17 protein-coding genes and 1 pseudogene are annotated in these 18181 nt (G+C 51.7%); 15 read left to right on the plus strand and 3 right to left on the minus strand.

Annotation, left to right across the window (positions count from 1 at the left end; translation table 11 throughout):
- The first annotated feature begins 83 nt into the window (after positions 1-83).
- Entirely contained in the window at positions 84-521 is a 438-nt protein-coding gene (locus THEAE_RS0100925) for a hypothetical protein (protein ID WP_028986231.1), read from the plus strand.
- A 40-nt stretch (positions 522-561) separates the two neighbouring features.
- Here the strand turns inward: THEAE_RS0100925 and THEAE_RS0100930 are convergent, their stop codons facing one another.
- On the minus strand, positions 562-1791 hold the full coding sequence (locus THEAE_RS0100930) for an IS256 family transposase (protein ID WP_028986232.1): 1230 nt from the start codon (positions 1789-1791) through the stop codon (positions 562-564).
- Between the two features lie 247 nt (positions 1792-2038).
- On the opposite strand from THEAE_RS0100930, the gene THEAE_RS0100935 reads away from it, so the two are divergent.
- Positions 2039-2614, plus strand: coding sequence for an S-layer homology domain-containing protein (locus tag THEAE_RS0100935; protein ID WP_028986233.1), 576 nt, complete (start codon positions 2039-2041; stop codon positions 2612-2614).
- Positions 2615-2853: 239 nt separating this feature from the next.
- Here the strand turns inward: THEAE_RS0100935 and THEAE_RS0100945 are convergent, their stop codons facing one another.
- Complete coding sequence (locus THEAE_RS0100945; protein WP_084213396.1) at positions 2854-3753, minus strand: Rpn family recombination-promoting nuclease/putative transposase; 900 nt, start codon at positions 3751-3753, stop codon at positions 2854-2856.
- Between the two features lie 391 nt (positions 3754-4144).
- Here THEAE_RS0100945 and purE point away from each other — a divergent pair, with 391 nt between their 5' ends.
- The 12 genes and pseudogenes from purE to purD all read left to right on the plus strand — a co-directional run bounded on the left by purE (position 4145) and on the right by purD (position 16788).
- The gene (purE, locus tag THEAE_RS0100950) at positions 4145-4657 is read left to right on the plus strand and encodes a 5-(carboxyamino)imidazole ribonucleotide mutase (RefSeq protein WP_028986235.1); all 513 of its coding nucleotides are present in this window, start codon (positions 4145-4147) and stop codon (positions 4655-4657) included.
- An 11-nt stretch (positions 4658-4668) separates the two neighbouring features.
- On the plus strand, positions 4669-4863 hold the full coding sequence (locus THEAE_RS0100955) for a hypothetical protein (protein WP_028986236.1): 195 nt from the start codon (positions 4669-4671) through the stop codon (positions 4861-4863).
- A gap of 95 nt (positions 4864-4958) precedes the next feature.
- On the plus strand, positions 4959-6269 hold the full coding sequence (gene purB / locus THEAE_RS0100960; protein ID WP_028986237.1) for an adenylosuccinate lyase: 1311 nt from the start codon (positions 4959-4961) through the stop codon (positions 6267-6269).
- A 59-nt stretch (positions 6270-6328) separates the two neighbouring features.
- Positions 6329-7045: pseudogene (gene purC / locus THEAE_RS0100965) on the plus strand (phosphoribosylaminoimidazolesuccinocarboxamide synthase); the annotation flags it as partial.
- Positions 7046-7063: 18 nt separating this feature from the next.
- Positions 7064-7312 carry a phosphoribosylformylglycinamidine synthase subunit PurS gene (gene purS / locus THEAE_RS23450; protein ID WP_245605593.1) on the plus strand — a complete coding sequence of 83 codons (249 nt, stop codon included), beginning with the start codon at positions 7064-7066 and terminating at the stop codon, positions 7310-7312.
- Between the two features lies 1 nt (position 7313).
- The gene (gene purQ, locus THEAE_RS0100970; RefSeq protein WP_028986239.1) at positions 7314-7994 is read left to right on the plus strand and encodes a phosphoribosylformylglycinamidine synthase subunit PurQ; all 681 of its coding nucleotides are present in this window, start codon (positions 7314-7316) and stop codon (positions 7992-7994) included.
- On the plus strand, positions 7978-10218 hold the full coding sequence (gene purL / locus THEAE_RS0100975) for a phosphoribosylformylglycinamidine synthase subunit PurL (RefSeq protein ID WP_005582777.1): 2241 nt from the start codon (positions 7978-7980) through the stop codon (positions 10216-10218). Before purQ ends, purL begins: the two co-directional genes overlap by 17 nt.
- A 35-nt stretch (positions 10219-10253) precedes the next feature.
- Positions 10254-11672 (plus strand): amidophosphoribosyltransferase, encoded by a 1419-nt coding sequence (purF, locus tag THEAE_RS0100980; RefSeq protein WP_028986240.1) that lies wholly within the window; start codon positions 10254-10256, stop codon positions 11670-11672.
- A 200-nt stretch (positions 11673-11872) separates the two neighbouring features.
- Positions 11873-12922: a phosphoribosylformylglycinamidine cyclo-ligase gene (purM, locus tag THEAE_RS0100990; RefSeq protein WP_005582776.1), complete on the plus strand. Its 1050-nt coding sequence runs from the start codon at positions 11873-11875 to the stop codon at positions 12920-12922.
- Positions 12919-13569, plus strand: a complete 651-nt coding sequence (gene purN / locus THEAE_RS0100995; RefSeq protein ID WP_005582775.1) for a phosphoribosylglycinamide formyltransferase — start codon at positions 12919-12921, stop codon at positions 13567-13569. The genes purM and purN overlap by 4 nt, the downstream gene beginning before the upstream one ends.
- A complete protein-coding gene (purH, locus tag THEAE_RS0101000) occupies positions 13569-15146 on the plus strand; it encodes a bifunctional phosphoribosylaminoimidazolecarboxamide formyltransferase/IMP cyclohydrolase (RefSeq protein ID WP_052329663.1) in 1578 nt (525 codons plus the stop codon). The genes purN and purH overlap by 1 nt, the downstream gene beginning before the upstream one ends.
- A gap of 385 nt (positions 15147-15531) precedes the next feature.
- Positions 15532-16788 (plus strand): phosphoribosylamine--glycine ligase, encoded by a 1257-nt coding sequence (purD, locus tag THEAE_RS0101010; RefSeq protein ID WP_005582772.1) that lies wholly within the window; start codon positions 15532-15534, stop codon positions 16786-16788.
- 257 nt (positions 16789-17045) lie between these two features.
- Here purD and THEAE_RS22345 read toward each other — a convergent pair whose 3' ends face one another.
- A complete protein-coding gene (locus THEAE_RS22345; protein WP_005582771.1) occupies positions 17046-17552 on the minus strand; it encodes a YgaP family membrane protein in 507 nt (168 codons plus the stop codon).
- Positions 17553-17994: 442 nt separating this feature from the next.
- Here THEAE_RS22345 and THEAE_RS23790 point away from each other — a divergent pair, with 442 nt between their 5' ends.
- Positions 17995-18150, plus strand: coding sequence for a LuxR C-terminal-related transcriptional regulator (locus tag THEAE_RS23790; RefSeq protein WP_084213626.1), 156 nt, complete (start codon positions 17995-17997; stop codon positions 18148-18150).
- Positions 18151-18181 lie beyond the last annotated feature (31 nt).

Genomic DNA, 18181 nt, shown 5'->3' on the forward strand with positions numbered 1-18181 from the left:
GATAAAAGAGTTTGGTGATGAACCTGATTTTATCGCGATCATCGAAGATGTAGAAAAAAGATTTCTAAAGGAGGAGAAAGAACATGAAGCGGATTTTAGGTATCTTTTTAGCTGTTGCCATGCTGTTGATTTTCCCGTTTGGGGGTGTTTACGCTCAAAATCAGGACCAAGACATTGAAGAAATGTTTAGCCAAGACCTGGACCATACGCCGTTAGATCAGTTAAAGGCTTTCTGGGACAAGAATAAGGACAAGCCTCTTGTTAAGAAACAATATAAAGGGGATTTTGATAAATTCTACAAGGCCGTTAAAGGCGGATATGAGATTTATGATAAGGTTCAGGTGGTGAACGAGCCGGATAAAAAACGGGTAAAAGTAATTATTCCTAAATTCGATACGGAGAATTATTATTTCGTTTTTGGATATGCCCCGAATGGGAAATATGATAATGTGATGGTCAACAAAGAAGGGTTTTATTACTTTCCTTACAGTTATGCTAACCCATCACGGGTCAAGTCCTAAATGTGGTGTAAATTCTCCCCTCCCCGGTGATTGCATTATGTTAACTAACCTTTCGGACGCTCTGCTGTGACTCCGCCACCTCCTTCTTCCTACGCTCCTCCCGCCAGACGTAATAGTCTTCCATGTCAAAGTACCGGTGACCAGATTGCCATTTCTCGTCAATCTCCATCAGCAAGGCACCTAGAAGCCGTATCGCCGAGTCTCGATTCGGGTAGATTCGAATCACCCGATCTCGCCTGCGGATTTCCTCATTAAGGCGCTCCTGACCGTTGGTAGTACGCAGACGTTTCCTGTACCGTTCTGGTAGCTCCAGTACTGCCGTGATGTCATCAAAGCCCGACTCGAGGATATCCACAGCCTTACGGGCTTTATCACTGTAATTATCCACAACCTGCTCCATTAATAAACGGGCTGTCTTCACATCCGGCGCATCAAGGATGGCCCGCATTTTCCCATACAGCTCCTCCTGTAAACTCTTAGGCACGGCGTCCAAGAAGTTGCGCATAAAGTGCGTTTGGCATCGTTGCCAGGTACAGCCTTGAAACTGGGTGTGTAGGGCTTTCACAAGCCCGCTGTGGCTGTCAGAGACAACGATATCCACACCATGCAGNCCTCGGTCNTTCAACCAGCCGAAAAACGCACTCCAACTGGCTTCAGACTCGCTATCCCCGATCCGCATTCCTAGCACTTCACGGTATCCGTCTTCACCCACACCAGTAGCAATCAAAGCAGCCCTCGAGCGCACCCTGCCATCCTCACGAATCTTTAGCACCATGGCATCCACGATCACAAAGGGGTATTCCTTGTCCTTCAGGCTTCGTTCGTTCCATCCTTGGACAACGGGGTCCAATCGTTTACAGAGCTCCGATACGGTAGACTTGGAAAACTCTTCACCACATAGCTCCTCCGTGATGGCAGCTACCTTCCTTGTGGATACACCATTAATAACCATCTCCATCATCGCCAGTAAAAGTGCCTGTTCACTGCGCTGATAACGGGCAAAAAGCTCTGTGGAAAACTTGCCGCTACGGAGTCGTGGCACCCGCAATACCAGCGTACCGACGCGGGTCGTAATGGGATGGGGGCGAGTACCATTGCGATAACCCTGACGATCTTCAGACCGTTCGTAGGGCTCCGCATTCAACTGGTCAGTGGCCTGGGCTTGAAGAACCTGATTCAGCACCTGTTCTAGTAAGACAGCCACCCCCTTATCTCCAGAAAATAGATCTTTCAAAATTTCATCGTTCAAGGTAATATTATATTGTGCCATCTCCATACCTCCCTGTAGATTTTGTTCACAAACTCATTCTACCAGAGAAGGGCGGGGGTGGCACCTGTGTATTATGTCACCCAGCTGAACGATTGATTTTACACCAATTATACGGACTCAACTCCCATCACGATTGAATTCTATATTTAATATTAACGTTGTGGATTATAATACCGCTTATCCTATTGTAAGTTATGATTATCTCTTACAGGAAGGAAATCAGATTGTTCGAAAGTCCGGAAAGTGGATGTCCATTCAGCTATACAAGATTGATGAAAGCCAAGGCACTTATTTTTGGGACTTAGAAGGACATTGGGCTTATGATTCAGTCATCAATGGCGCAAAGAAAGGATTCATCAAAGGTTACCCGGATGCTACATTCAAACCAAACAATTCCATCACAAGGGCAGAATTCACAAAAGCCTTAGTTGAAGCTCTTGGTCTTCCGGTTATCTATGGAGAAAAGAGTAACTTGGTAGGAGAAGGTAAATGGTATACGCCATATTATTACTCTGCGGAAAAAAAAGGACTAATCCAACCATTTGACTATGACCGGAAGTCATATAACCCTGACAAATCCATTACTCGCGCAGAGATGGCCCGAATGATTGCGAGAGCCTTTCCTAATGAGACACCAAAAGGGGCGACGGACTTGACGGACATAGAAAACCTTCCAAACGATTTAAAAGATGCCGTTCTCTTGGCTTATGAAAAGGGGATTATCAAGGGTTATCCGGATCATACCTTCCGTCCGGATGGAAAGTCTACTCGTGCGGAAGCGGTCGTAATGATTGTGCGGCTCTTGGAGAAAAAAGCACAGTAAGGAGAGACCTTTAATGAAAAAGAAAAGTATCATTGTCACTTTATTCATTTCCCTGCTTTTCCAGCCGATCGTTATGCGTGTTACGATCCAGGAGGCCAAAGCCTCTCTTTCTAATCCCGAAACCCATAGTATCAGGTTGCGACAAAGTTAAATTCCTTCAAAGGAGTCAATCCGGGAGAAAGAATTAGTCTTCATTCATTTACTTTTGGGTTACAAGGCAATCATGAAGGGCAGTATGCTTACGATCTTTCTAACGACTTTTTCAATTCTTCAATCTTCTGTAACGGTAATTCTGTAATTTCCTGAATAAAATTCATATCCATCCCCTTTAGAAGCAACTTTCGGGCTGCCTCCATTTTTCCTTGCTCAATTCCCTTTTCTATTCCTTTTTCAATCCCCTTTTCAATTCCTTTCTCATATCCTTTCTTCTCATAAGAGTTCATGATATTCAGGATCGCTGCACCTTCCTCTTGCGGCAGCTGCCCAATCTCTTCGCGCAATTTCCTCTCCTCCTCTTCGTTTAAGGTTAGATAAGTATCGAAGAATCCCGTAATCAGGTTGAGCCGAGCGGGATCTAGTTCAAGGCGTGTGATCATCCGTAGAAATTCTTTCTTCACTTCAACTCTCTCTTCTTTAGTATATCCCATTTTACTGAGAAGCGCAGCAGCGATTGGATGATCATAACGGAATTGAAGGACTTGAAGCTCCGGGAACTCAATGGTGAACGTATCCGGTTCATCATGTTTCTCATCATAGGAAAATACCGCAATGGGCAAAATCGGGCGGCGATGATTCTCATAGAGCCGGCTATAGTAAATGAACATCCGCTCATGAAAGTCATTCTGGTAATAGGATTGGGCTTCAATATGGATGATGATAAGACGCTCGACTCCTTTGATCTTCGTTTCTACCAGAAGGTCAACCCTCCGTTCGCCTCCTTTCACCACATCGGTATAGACTTCCTCGGAAAGAAAGGTGACCGAGTCGAAAGAAATGAGAGGGTGAAAATTTGGAAAGAATAATGAAATGAAATCTTCGAAAAAGATTTTAATCAATTCTTTAAATAAACGATCATGATGAATATACTCCGTTTTGTCCTGGTTGTCTTGCAGGAATTGCTGATTCTGTTTCTCCTCCACCGTTCATCACCTCACCGATACAATAGATAAAGCGAACATATATGCCTGTGTTGAGTATAGCAGATGATACGATAGATTGCAAACATATTTTCGATATTTCAACTCATTCCCGCGATTCCTCACACTTTCAGCTTTTATTGCTATGCTGGATCAGACTTTAAAAGCGAGGGGTATGTGCGAAGGGGCTATATTCCTCATCTTTAAAATCCATGTATAAAGCAGTGAACCCTTAGAAAAAAACCGTTCATTAAGAAGGTTCCCTTTCATAAAAACCGAACATTAAACTTCTTGCCGTCATAAAAGTTAAGTTTTTACTTGTCTATTTCCCTGTTTTATGGTTTACTATAGATGTGAAATTCGTTTTTAACAGACTGAAGGGGGATATTACAAAATGCAGAAAGTGCTCATCCTTATGGGGAGCGATTCCGACCTAACCGTGATGAAGGGGGCGGCCGATGCGCTTGCGGAGTGCGGTATTTCTTATGAGATTCGCATCTCCTCGGCACACCGGACGCCGGAGCGAACCGCTCAGATCGTAAAGGAGGCGGAGGCGAAGGGGGTAAAGGTCATCATCGCCGGGGCCGGGCTTGCCGCCCACCTGCCGGGCGTGGTCGCCGCCTATACGACCTTGCCCGTCATTGGGGTTCCCATCCAGGGAGGAGCGCTTTCCGGAGTAGATGCGCTCTACGCCATCGTGCAAATGCCGAAGGGGATTCCGGTGGCTACCGTGGCTGTAAATGGGGCTTATAATGCTGGGCTTTTGGCGGCCGAGATGTTGGCGATCGCCGATCAGGACGTGAAGGAACGGTTGGTTCAGTTGCGGCGCAGGATGGCCGAAGAGGTGGAACGGAAGGATCGGAGCTTGGCTGAGTTGGGGATCGAGAATTATTTGGTTAAGAAATAGGTCTCTTATCTTTGCCATTGAAGTACGGGAACGACGGAGAAAGAGAAGAAATAACGCAAAATAAAGAGAGTAACGCGGGAAGAGCGGAAGAAAAGATAAAGAGGACCGGTAAGAACGAAAGAGAACTGCCAAAAAAGAGCAGTATCCAAAAAAAGAGAGAACCATCAACAGAGGAGAAAAAAACAAAAAAAGAGAGAGAAAGATAGAATGGAGTGCCGGAGTGAATAGGTTATAGGTATCTATGTAGAGAAACAAAGAAGAACGGAAGAAAGTGTATGATGGATAGAACGGGGGGCTTTCGGTGATCGAGCGCTATTCCAGACCGGAAATGCGTAAACTCTGGACGGATGAGAAGAAATATGAGGCGTGGCTTGAGGTGGAGATCCTCGCCTGTGAGGCCTGGTCAAAGCTCGGGGTGATTCCTCCTGCCGATGTGGAGGCGATTCGCAGGAATGCCCGCATCGATGTGCGCCGCATCTTGGAGATCGAGGAGGAGACCCGCCATGACGTGGTCGCCTTTACCCGGCAGATCTCCGAGACGCTGGGGGAAGAGAAGAAGTGGGTTCATTATGGTCTTACCTCCACCGATGTGGTGGATACGGCCCTCTCTTATCTCTTGAAACAAGCGAATGAGATCTTAGAAAGGGATTTAAAACGATTCATCGAAGTGCTTGCCAAGCAGGCGAAGCGGTATAAGTATACCGTCATGATGGGAAGAACCCATGGGGTGCATGCCGAACCGACCACCTTTGGATTGAAGATGGCCCTGTGGTATGAAGAGATGAAGCGGAATTTGGAACGTTTTCAGCAGGCGAAGCAAAGGGTGGCCTACGGGAAATTGTCGGGGGCGGTAGGCACGTATGCCAATATCGATCCCTTTGTAGAAAAATATGTATGCGAACGGCTGGGGCTTACCCCCGCTCCCATCTCCACCCAGACGCTTCAACGGGACCGTCATGCGGAATATATGAGCGTCCTCGCGCTGATCGCCACCTCCCTGGAGAAGTTTGCGGTGGAGATTCGAGGATTGCAGAAGACGGAAGTGCGGGAAGTGGAGGAACCTTTCGGAAAGGGACAGAAAGGCTCCTCCGCCATGCCCCATAAGCGGAACCCCATCGGCTCGGAGAACATTACGGGACTGGCCCGCCTGATGCGGGGCTATATGTTGTCCGCCTATGAGAATGTGCCGCTCTGGCATGAACGGGATATCTCCCATTCCTCCGTGGAACGGGTCATTCTTCCCGATGCCACCATGCTTCTCAATTATATGCTCAACCGTTTTACGGGCATCGTGGAGAATTTGACGGTTTTCCCTGAAAACATGAAGGCGAATATGGAGAGAACCTATGGTCTGATTTATTCCCAACGCGTCCTGCTTGCCCTCATCGATAAAGGGTTAAGTCGGGAAGAAGCATATGACATGGTACAGCGGAGGGCGATGCAGGCTTGGGCGGAGAAGGTTCCTTTCCGCTCCCTCCTTGAACAGGAAGAAGGGGTGATGAAGCACCTCACCCCTGCAGAATTGGATGCCTGCTTCGATATCCATCATCACCTCAAAAACGTTGACTTCATCTTCAAACGCCTCGGCCTTGCCGATGAAGGAGAAGGATGAAGGAAGCATAGAACTGAAAAAACTTTTGCATAAGATGAAAGAAGAAGGGAAGGGGAAGCATGGAAGGCGTAGTTAAGCAAGAGATGATTTATGAAGGGAAGGCAAAGAAGGTATACCGCACTTCCAAGGATGGTATTTATTGGGTGGAATATAAGGATGATGCCACCGCTTTTAACGGGGAAAAAAGGGGGAAGATCCGGGGCAAAGGGGAGCTAAATAACCGGATTAGCAGCATCTTCTTCACCATGTTAAAAGAAAAAGGGGTGGAGAACCACTTTATCGAGCGCTTGTCGGAGACGGAGCAGTTGGTGCGGCAGGTGAAGATCTTGCCCCTTGAGGTGGTGGTTCGCAACATCGCAGCCGGTTCTTTGGCGAAGCGCCTCGGTTTGCCTGAAGGGACGGAACTGCCTAAGCCCGTCGTCGAATTTTATTATAAAGACGATGCGTTGGGTGATCCGATGATTAACCACTCCCATATTGAAGTGTTGAAACTGGCGACGAGGGAAGAGGTGGAGGAGATCACCCGCTCCGCTCTCCGCGTCAACGAGATCTTGAAGGATTATCTCGCCACCCGCAAGGTGATCCTGGTCGATTTTAAATTGGAATATGGCATTACGCCGGATGGGGAACTTCTCCTCGCCGACGAGATCTCGCCGGATACGTGCCGATTCTGGGACAGTGAGACGAAGGAGAAATTGGACAAAGACCGCTTCCGCCGCGATTTGGGCGGGGTGGAAGAAGCGTACCAGGAGATTCTCCGCCGTCTCACCGGAGAGGGAGAAACCACCCATTACTTGGCTCGTGTCTTTGTCACCCTAAAAAAAGGGGTTCTGGATCCCCAAGGAAACGCCACGAAAAAAGCGCTCCACACCCTGGGATATGAAGGAGTCGATGAGGTCAGGGTGGGGAAATATATTGAGCTCACCTTAACGGCGGTAAGCCTCGCGGAGGCGGAGGAGAAGGTATCCAAGATGGCGGAAAAGGTTCTTTCCAATCCCGTCATTGAGAATTTCCGTTATGAGCTGGAAGAGAGGATTGGATAAGATGCGCTTCGCCGTGGTGGTCTTCCCCGGTTCCAATTGCGACCAGGATTGCTACAAGGCCGTAGAGAAAATCGGAGAGCCTGTGGAGTATGTCTGGCATACGGAGAAGGATCTCTCCTCCTTCGATGCCATCATCCTTCCCGGAGGATTCTCCTATGGAGATTACCTCCGTTCCGGAGCCATCGCCCGCTTCTCGCCTGTGATGGAGGCGGTACAAAAGGCGGCGGAGGAAGGAAAGCTGGTTTTAGGAATCTGCAATGGGTTTCAGATTCTTTTGGAAAGCGGTCTTTTGCCTGGGGCAATGCTTAAGAACCAGGGGCTAAAATTCCTTTGCCAAACGGAAGAGTTAGAAGTGGTTAACACCAACACTCCCTTTACCCTTGATTTTAAGGAAGGGGAGAAGATCCGCCTCCCCATCGCCCACGGAGAAGGAAATTACACCTGCGATCCGGATACCCTAAACAGGTTGAAAGAAAATGGGCAGATCGTCTTCCGCTACCGGAGTAATCCCAACGGATCCCTCTTGGATATCGCCGGGATCGTCAATGAGAGGGGAAATGTGCTGGGGATGATGCCCCATCCGGAGAGGGCGGTAGATGCCCTCCTCGGTTCCGAAGACGGCATAAAACTATTTACCTCAATGGTACGTGCTTGGAGGGATCGACATGGGCAAGCCTTTTGAACCGACGCCCCAGGAGATTCGGGAGAAAGGCCTCTACCGGGAGATGGGGCTTACCGATGGGGAATATGAGCGAATCGTTGCCATGATCGGAAGGCTTCCGAACTATGTGGAGACCGGCCTCTTCAGCGTCATGTGGTCGGAACATTGCAGTTATAAGAATTCAAAGCCGGTCCTTCGCCGTTTTCCAACCCAGGGAAAGAGGGTGCTCCAAGGGCCCGGAGAGGGCGCCGGAATTGTAGACATTGGAGATGGATTGGCCGTTGCCTTTAAGATCGAAAGCCATAACCACCCTTCCGCCATCGAGCCCTATCAAGGGGCGGCCACGGGGGTGGGGGGGATCATCCGTGACATCTTCTCCATGGGGGCTCGTCCCATCGCCCTCCTCGATTCTCTTCGATTCGGCTCCCTCAAAAATCCCAGGGTCAAATATCTATTTGAACATGTCGTGGAAGGCATCGCAGGGTATGGAAATTGCATCGGCATCCCTACGGTGGGCGGAGAGGTTCTCTTTGATGAGGCGTATGAAGGAAATCCGCTGGTCAACGTGATGTGCGTAGGTTTGATTCGCCATGAGAAGATCCAAAAGGGGCAGGCCACCGGAGTGGGAAACCGGATCATCTATGTGGGCCCGCCTACGGGCAGGGACGGGATTCACGGAGCCACCTTCGCCTCGGAAGAACTGACCGAAGCTTCGGAGGAAAGGCGGCCTTCGGTGCAGGTGGGAGATCCCTTCATGGAAAAGCTGGTGATGGAGGCTTGCCTGGAACTGATCGAGAAAGACCTCCTGGTGGGAATTCAGGATATGGGAGCGGCAGGCTTAACCAGCTCCAGTTCGGAAATGGCAAGCAAGGCAGGGACCGGGCTCATCCTGGATTTGGATGAAGTGCCTCAGCGGGAGCGGGATCTAAGCGCCTATGAGATGATGCTCTCCGAATCCCAGGAACGGATGCTTCTGGTCGCCACAGGGGAGAAACTGCCGGAGATCGAAGCCGTTCTGGACCGGTGGGGCGTTCCCCATGCGGTTGTAGGGGAAGTGACGGCGGATAAGCGCTACCGCATCAAGCATAAGGGGGAGTGGGTGGTGGATCTTCCGGTCGACGCTCTGGTGAAAGAGGCTCCGGTCTATGAACGGGAGGGCATAGAGCCTCTCTACATTCGGAAGATGAGGCAGGAAGCTCCTGCGGAGATTCCTGCGCCCCAGGGAAATCTGGAGGAACTCTTCTTATCCCTTCTCTCTTCCCCCTCAATTGCCAGCAAGGAATGGGTTTTCAGGCAGTATGATCATATGGTGAGAACCTTAACGGCGGTAGGCCCCGGCTCCGATGCTGCCGTTCTATTGGTGCCTGGAACGAGGAAGGCCATCGCGATGACGACGGATGGAAATGGGCGCTATGTTTACCTCGACCCCGCAACCGGAGGGAAGATCGCGGTGGCGGAAGCGGCTAGGAATCTGGTCTGCGCAGGAGCGGAGCCTCTCGCCGTCACCGATAATTTAAACTTCGGCAATCCGGAAAAACCGGAGATTTTCTGGCAGTTTGAACAGGCGGCGGCGGGGATCTCCGAAGCGTGCAAGGCGTTGGATACCCCGGTGATCGGCGGCAATGTAAGCTTTTATAATGAAGCGAACGGAGTGGCCATCTATCCCACCCCGGTGATCGGGATGACCGGGCTGGTCAGCGACGTGGATCATATCACCCCTTCCTCTTTCCAGGGAGAAGGGGAGGAGATCCTCCTTTTGGGGGAGACCTATCCTGAACTGGAAGGGACGGAGTATCAGAAGATGGTGACGGGGGAGACGGCAGGCCGTCCGCCTCGAATCGATCTGGAACAGGAAAAAGCGGTGCAAACATTTACCCTGGCCGCGATTCGTCAAGGGCTTGTCCGTTCCGCCCATGATCTCTCCGACGGAGGACTGGCGGTGGCGCTGGCGGAATCGGCCATCGGCGGGCGTGTCGGCGTCCAAGTCGATTGGGAGATTTCCCTCACACCGGAAGCCGCTTTATTTAGCGAGAGTCAATCTCGCGTCCTCCTGTCGGTGCGATGTGAAGATGTGGATGAAGTAAAGAGATTGGCCGCATCATTCAAGGTACCCGTCACCCATCTGGGAACAACAGGAGGGGATCGCTTCATCCTTCGCATTCGAGGCGAGAAAATCCTCGACCTGCCGCTTAGCCGGGTTGAGGAAACGTGGAAGGGGGGTCTTTCGTGCTTGATGAGCGAATAACGTCTTTACAGGATCCGCTCCGGCCGGGGGATCGCTTGGAAGAGGAGTCCGCTTTCGATGACCTGCACGAAGAATGCGGCATCTTCGGCCTCTTTGGCCGTCTCGATGCCGCCCTCCTGACCTATTACGGATTGCATTCCCTCCAGCATCGGGGACAGGAGAGCGCCGGCATTTGCGTTTCCGATTTTTCCCGCTTTCATTTTCATAAAGAGATGGGACTTGTTACGGAGGTTTTTAACAAGGATCAAATTCGTAAACTGACCGGTTCCATGGCCATTGGCCATGTTCGCTACTCCACCACAGGGGAAAGCAGGCTTTTAAATGCCCAGCCCCTTATTTTTACCACTGTGGAAGGGGAATTAGCCCTTGCCACCAATGGAAATCTGGTCAATGCGTTGGAGATCCGCAAGGAGTTGGAGAGGAGCGGTTCCATCTTTCAGACGACCAGTGACACGGAGGTGATCGCCCACCTCCTGGCCCGCAGCCGAAAAAGGGAACTTCCGGAGGCGCTTGCCGAAGCTTTGCATCAAATTCGCGGAGCCTATGCCCTGCTGGTGATGACACGGGATCTTCTGATCGCGGTGCAGGATCCGAATGGACTTCGCCCCCTTTCCATGGGGAAATTGGGAGAAAGCTATCTCTTCTCTTCGGAAACCTGCGCTTTCGATGCGGTGGGGGCAGAGTACATCCGGGAGGTGGAGCCGGGGGAGATGGTGATCGTAAGCCGAGAAGGCTTACGTTCGCTGCGCTTTGCTCCGCCGGCGAAACGGGCCATCTGCTCCTTTGAATATATTTACTTTGCCCGACCCGATAGCAATATCGACGGAATTAACGTTCATCTGGCTCGGAAGAGGCTGGGAAAGCAATTGGCCCTCGAAGCTCCGGTAGAGGCCGATCTGGTGACGGGGGTTCCCGATTCTTCCATTTCCGTTGCCATCGGGTACGCGGAGGCGACGGGGATTCCTTATGAATTGGGGTTAATCAAGAACCGCTATGTGGGGCGGACCTTTATTCAACCTTCACAGGAGATGCGGGAACAGGGGGTAAAGATGAAACTCTCCGCGGTCCGGAAGGTGGTGGAGGGGAAACGGGTCATCCTGATCGACGACTCCATCGTGCGGGGAACGACGAGCCGTTATATCGTCCAACTCATTCGGGAAGCCGGGGCAACGGAGGTACACGTCCGCATCAGTTCCCCGCCGGTTAAATATCCTTGTTTTTACGGGATCGATACCTCCCATCGGGAGGATCTCATCGCGGCCAGTAAGAGCGTTGAGGAGATCCGCCGATTGATCGGAGCCGATTCCCTGGCTTATCTCTCCCCCGAAGGGATGGTGGAGGCGATCGGACGCACTTCAACGGAGCAATATCGGGGACATTGTCTTGCCTGTTTTAATGGGGATTATCCAACGCCCCTCGCCGATGACTTGGAAATGCCTTATCAAAAATGTTAAAAAAGGATCGAAAATCCGGGATAAACCGATATTCCCGCTTAAAGCGAAATCAGAGAGAGGAAACCGATCGACAGGGATCGACGGAGAGAGAAAACGGATAGAATAAAGGAAACGGAGAGAGGAAACGGATAGAGTAAAGAAAACGGATAGCACGATGCGGATAAGAAGATAAGGAGTCGCAGTAAAGGGAGGGATGGGGCGTGAGCGAAGCGTATAAGAAAGCCGGGGTTGATATTGAAGCGGGGTATGAAGCGGTATCCCGCATGAAGCGGCATACCGCCCGGACGAAGCGCCCAGGGGTCCTTTCCGATCTCGGCGGTTTCGGCGGGCTCTTTCAATTGGACCTAACGAGATACAGGGAACCGGTCCTCGTATCGGGCACCGATGGCGTGGGGACGAAATTAAAAATCGCCTTTGCCATGGGAAAGCATGACACCATCGGCATCGATTGCGTCGCCATGTGTGTCAACGATATCTTGGTTCAGGGGGCGGAGCCCTTATTCTTTTTAGATTACATCGGGATTGGCAGATTAGATCCGGGAACGGTGGAGGAGATTGTATCCGGGGTGGCGGAAGGGTGCGTCCAAGCCGGGTGTGCCCTCATCGGTGGGGAGACGGCGGAGATGCCCGGACTCTATCAGGAAGGGGAGTATGATCTGGCCGGCTTTGCCGTTGGAGTGGTGGAGAAAGGGGATTTGCTCGATGGCTCCCGCATCCTCCCCGGGGATCTCCTCGTAGGGATCGCCTCCTCGGGACTTCACAGCAACGGATTCTCCTTGGTCCGCCGCCTCCTGCTCTCGGAGAGGGGGTATTCCCTCGAACAGTATCTGCCGGAACTGGGGAAACGTCTGGGGGAGGAACTCCTCACCCCGACGAAAATTTATGTAAAATCCCTCACACCGATCTTAAAGCGTAAAGGGCTGAAAGGAATGGCCCATATTACGGGGGGAGGATTGGTGGAGAACATCCCCCGCATGCTCCCGAAAGGGGTCCGGGCGGAGATTGACTTTGGGTCCTGGCCGATTCCTCCCATCTTTGAGCTTTTGCGTCGCGAAGGCAACCTCTCCTATCGGGAGATGGTAAACACCTTTAACATGGGAATTGGCATGGTCCTCGCCCTCGCCAATGAAGAGGAAGAGGTGATGAGGATCATCCGGGCATTGGAGGATGCCGGGGAGAAGGTTTATTTCATCGGCCGGGTGGCTCATGGAGAGGGCGGTATCTATATTTCCGGGGTGGATCAGGGATGAGAACCCCGATCGCGGTTTTCGCCTCCGGAACCGGAAGCAACTTTCAAGCTTTGGTGGAACATATGGAAAATAGAGAGACCTCCTACCGGATCGTCCTTCTCGTATGTGATCGTCCGGATGCGCCTGTACTTCAAAAGGCGGAGCAGTTCGGTATTAAGGCTCTCGCCCTTCGTCCCAAGGATTACCCGACCAAAGAGGCATATGAGGAGGAGATCCTTGGGCAGCTCAAAACGTTAGGAGTGAAATGGATCATCCTGGCCGGATATATGCGCCTCATCGGTCGGACGCTCCTTCAGTCCTATCCCCAGCGTATCGTCAATCTCCATCCCTCCCTCCTCCCCGCTTTTCCCGGAAAGGATGCCATCGCCCAGGCCTTCCGGTATGGGGTAAAAGTGACGGGAGTGACGGTTCATCTGGTGGATGAAGGACTCGACTCCGGCCCCATTCTGGCGCAAAAGGCGGTTTCCATCCAGGAGGGGGAGAGTTTGGGAAGGATTACGGAAAAGATTCACCATACGGAGCATCTCCTTTATCCCATGGTGGTGGACAGGTTGGTCCGCGAGGGGATCATCGTTGAAGGGCGAAAGGTGACCTGGTTAGGTTCCGCTTCACAGGCCGATATGGGGAATATGCCGGAATTTCAGTAATGCTAGGAATTTTATCAAGATATGAAGGAGGGATACCCTTGTCCATCAAAAGAGCACTCATCAGCGTCTCGGACAAGCGGGGGATCGTTGAATTTGCTAAATTTTTGCAGGATAGGGGAATTGAGATCGTCTCCACGGGAGGAACCTATCGGGTCCTGAAAGAAAACGGAATAAAGGCGACGTATATTAGCGAAGTGACCGGCTTCCCGGAAATATTGGATGGGCGGGTGAAAACCCTTCATCCTCACATTCACGGCGGGTTGCTGGCAAAACAGGACAACCCGAAACACCTGGAAGAGTTAAAAGATCTGGGCATCCAGCCGATTGGGTTGTTGGTGGTTAATCTCTATCCTTTTCAGGAGACGATTCAAAAGCCGGGGGTATCGCTGGAAGAAGCGATTGAGAACATTGATATCGGGGGTCCTACCATGCTCCGGGGAGCCGCCAAGAATTACGCCCATGTTGCCGTCGTTGTAGACCCGGACGATTATGGGCGGGTGATGGAAGAGATTCGGGAAAACGGGCAGGTGAGCGATGAAACGCGGGAGAAGCTGGCAGCCAAGGTATTTCGCCATACCGCCGCTTATGATGCCCACGTGGCCCGTTATTTGAGCGAGAGGGTGTGCGAACCGTTCCCCGAACGGCTTACCATCACCTATGAAAAAGTGCAGGATCTTCGGTATGGAGAGAATCCCCACCAGCAGGCCGCTTTTTACCGCCTACCCTCTCCAGGAAAAGGAAGCCTTCCCGCGGCGGAGCAGCTCCAGGGAAAAGAACTTTCCTATAATAACATTCAGGATGCGGAGGCCGCCTTAAATCTGATCAAGGAATTTCAGGAACCGGCCGCGGTGGTGGTGAAACATTCCAACCCCTGCGGCGTGGCGGTGGGGAGTACGGTTCAAGAAGCGTTTGCCAGGGCGTATGAAGCCGATCCCGTCTCCATCTTCGGAGGAATCGTCGCCTTAAACCGGCCGGTGGATGGGAAGTTGGCGGAACGCCTCAAAGGAATTTTCCTGGAGATCATTCTCGCCCCTGATTTCGAGGATGAGGCGGTAAAGGTTTTGACCGCCAAGAAGAATCTCCGCCTGCTGAAAGTGGGGGTTTCCCCTGAACATGAGAAGGAATGGAAGCTCACCTCGGTGACCGGAGGGCTCCTCATACAATCCCCCGATGATGGCCGGGTGGCGAGAGAGGAGATGAAGGTGGTCACCGATCGCGCCCCCACCGAAGAGGAATGGGCCGATCTCCTCTTTGCCTGGAAGGTGGTAAAGCACGTGAAGTCAAATGCCATCGTGGTCGCCAAGGGAGGGTCAACCCTCGGGGTAGGAGCCGGGCAGATGAACCGGGTCGGAGCGGCCAGGATCGCCCTCGCGGAAGCGGGAGAAAAAGGAAAGGGGGCCGTTCTCTCCTCCGATGCGTTCTTTCCGATGCCGGATACGGTGGAGGAGGCGGCGAAAGCGGGAATTACCGCCATCATCCAGCCGGGGGGCTCGATCAAGGATCAAGATTCCATTGATGAAGCGAACAAGCACGGGATCGCCATGGTCTTTACCGGGATGCGCCATTTCCGCCATTGACCGGTGGTTTGCAGGAGCCCCCAAAACCTCAGGGAATGGACGGAAACGGTTTTGGTACACGTGCAGTTCATTTTCATGGGTTCTTATGTCCTTACCCGCCTAGGGGTGCGGACGGATTCAGCGCACTTGAGGTTCAATCCATGAGCTCTTATGCCCCTTACCGCCCACAGGTGGCGGAAGGGAATTCATTCAGCGTGAATGATGTTCAAATTCATGCGTTCTTCTTCCTTCACCTTCCCAAGGATGCGGGCGGAAATTGAGCTAGCGATTCGGATCTCACGATTCAACGCACAATCGAAATCGAGTCATCCATTGAAGATGCATAACATTGAAGATGCATAAAGAAATGTTTAATAAATAAAGCATAAATAAAGGAGGCGATGGGATGAAAGTGCTTGTCATCGGAGGCGGGGGCAGGGAACATGCGCTGGTATGGAAGATGGCCCAAAGCCCAAAGGTGGAGAAGATTTTTGTGGCTCCCGGAAATGGGGGGACGAGAGATTTCGCCGAAAACGTCCCCATCGGGGCCAATGAAGTGGAGGAACTCCTCACCTTTGCCCGGGAAAAGAAGATCGACCTCACCGTGGTGGGGCCTGAAGAACCCCTTTTATTGGGCATCGTCGACCGTTTTGAGGAAGAAGGGCTCCCCATCTATGGTCCGAATCGGAGGGCTGCCCTGATCGAAGGAAGCAAATCCTTTGCCAAAGGATTGATGAAAAAGTACGGTATTCCCACCGCCCGCTATGAGGAGTTTACCTCCTATGAAGAGGCGGCGGAAGCCCTCCGCGAAGCACATTACCCCCTCGTCTTGAAAGCCGATGGCCTGGCTGCCGGCAAAGGGGTGGTGATCGTCCGTTCCCAGGCGGAAGCGGAGAAGGCATTGCGGGAGATGATGGTGGACCGCATCTTCGGCAAAGCAGGGGAGAAGATCGTCATAGAAGAATTCCTCGAAGGGGAGGAAGTAACCCTCCTTGCCTTCGTAGATGGAAAAACCGTCCTTCCGATGGAGGAAGCCCAGGATCATAAACCGGTCTTTGACGGGAATAGGGGGCCGAACACAGGGGGGATGGGGGCTTATTCTCCGGTTCCGCACCTTCCTTCCGGATGGAAGGAGATGGCTTATCGTACGATTTTATTCCCCATCGTAGAAGCGATGTGGCGGGAGGGGATTCACTACCGGGGCGTCCTCTACGCGGGCCTGATGCTGACGCAGGAGGGGCCCAAGGTGATCGAATTTAATTGCCGCTTTGGAGACCCGGAAGCCCAGGTGATCCTCCCCCGCCTGGAAAATGATCTGCTCGAAATCATGGAAAAAAGCTTGGAGGGGCGATTACATGAGGTCACCTTAACGTGGAAAGAAGAAGCCTGCCTCACGGTGATCCTCACCTCGCCGGGATATCCCGGGGCGTATCCGAAGGGGCTTCCCATCTCCATGAAAGGAGAGCTCTCGCCTGAACTCCTCCTCTTCCACGCGGGGACGAAAGAAGAGGCAGGACGGCTTGTCACCGCCGGAGGAAGGGTATTGGCGGTTACCGCCCTGGGCTCTACCATATACGAAGCCCGGGAAAAGGCATATAGAGAGGTGGGAAAGATTGATTTCGAGGGAATGCATTATCGGACCGACATCGGACTGAAAGGGTGAAGAAGTCTCTCAAGGGATTCTATTCGGATGTCCGTTCCCTTGATCTCTTCTTTAAACCTTTTTATCATCTCCAATTGACATCAGGGGTTGCTCCCAAGATGTCTCCTAACGCCCTTCCGGCATCTCTAATTGCCATGCGGCATGGGGTTTTTTCCTATCAAGTCTTCTTACGCTCCCGCCTGGGCCGATAAAGAAGGAGGACGGCGAGGAGGGAACCGATCGCCAGGATTCCTGCAAACCACGAATGGCTTAAGAACTCATAGAGATTCATCTTCTCCCCTCCTGTTCGTGCCTCCTTCATGGCGGCCTTCTCTCCAGGAAGTGCCGCCATCGCTATGGTCTTCTTTCCTGTTTGTGCTGCCATCATTCTGTTCTTCTCTCCTATTCGAGCTGCCTTCACCGCGGCGCAGGCTTGCCCTCAGGGAGCGGTATTTCCCAGACTCCCCTCGCAGTCCGATCTCCCCCCGGATTTCCCGCTTACCCTCATCTTCCCTTTTTCCTTCGCCCTCCGAGGATTGAATCCGACGAGATTCTCCACTTTTTTGTGCCCCTGGGGCGATGCTGTCCATGCCGAAATAGGCGAGCAGGGGGCAAAAGCGGGTGATACCTTCCGCCACTTTCATCGCCGAGAGGAAGGCGACGAGACCGGCCCCGCCGCTTGAGCGGCGGCGGACCATTCTGGCGGTGGCCCAGGCTAGTCCGGTCAAGCCAAGCGTGATGCGGAACAATGCGTCCACAGTGCCTACATTTTTTTCAACTTTCATCATATGTCCTCCATTTTTCATTCCTTTTTTCCGGGGTCTTTTTGTTCCCCAAATCCCTTATCTCTGTTTCCCCGACAATCCATCAATAGTCTGCCCCTTTTTTCCGAACTTACCCATTTTCGGTCCTTTTGGGGCCAAAGATTTACAACCCCCCCTGCAAATCCCTACCTGATTTGGCCTTTTAAAAGCATCAACGGCCCCATGCAGAAGACTATGCATTCCCTCCTTTCATACGGTGGCTGTCCCCTCATAAGGTTTGTCCTATTTCTAGGGGGACGAAAAAGATCGTGAAGATAAAAAAAGTACTACTTTTGGTAGGACAGACCCGAAAAGAGATTGGTATAAGAACTTCAAACGGATTAGGCCATCTGTGGCCGTTCGTCTTCCTGAAGTGGTGATGAAATCATTAACACCGCGTGAAATCGAGGTGTTGGAGTGATTAATCGCCGGCTTTAATATCAAAGCCATTGAGAAGAAACTTTTCGTAGAAAAAACGACGGTTAAAACCTATATTCGACGCATTGCGGAGAAGTTCAATATCGAAAATAGTATTGAAGCTTTGTTCCGCTGCATAGACGATGTGAATCGTCAAGGATGAATCAATAGAAGTTAGTTACCGCTCCTCCCGT

Source organism: Thermicanus aegyptius DSM 12793, from assembly GCF_000510645.1.
Lineage (GTDB): Bacteria > Bacillota > Bacilli > Thermicanales > Thermicanaceae > Thermicanus > Thermicanus aegyptius.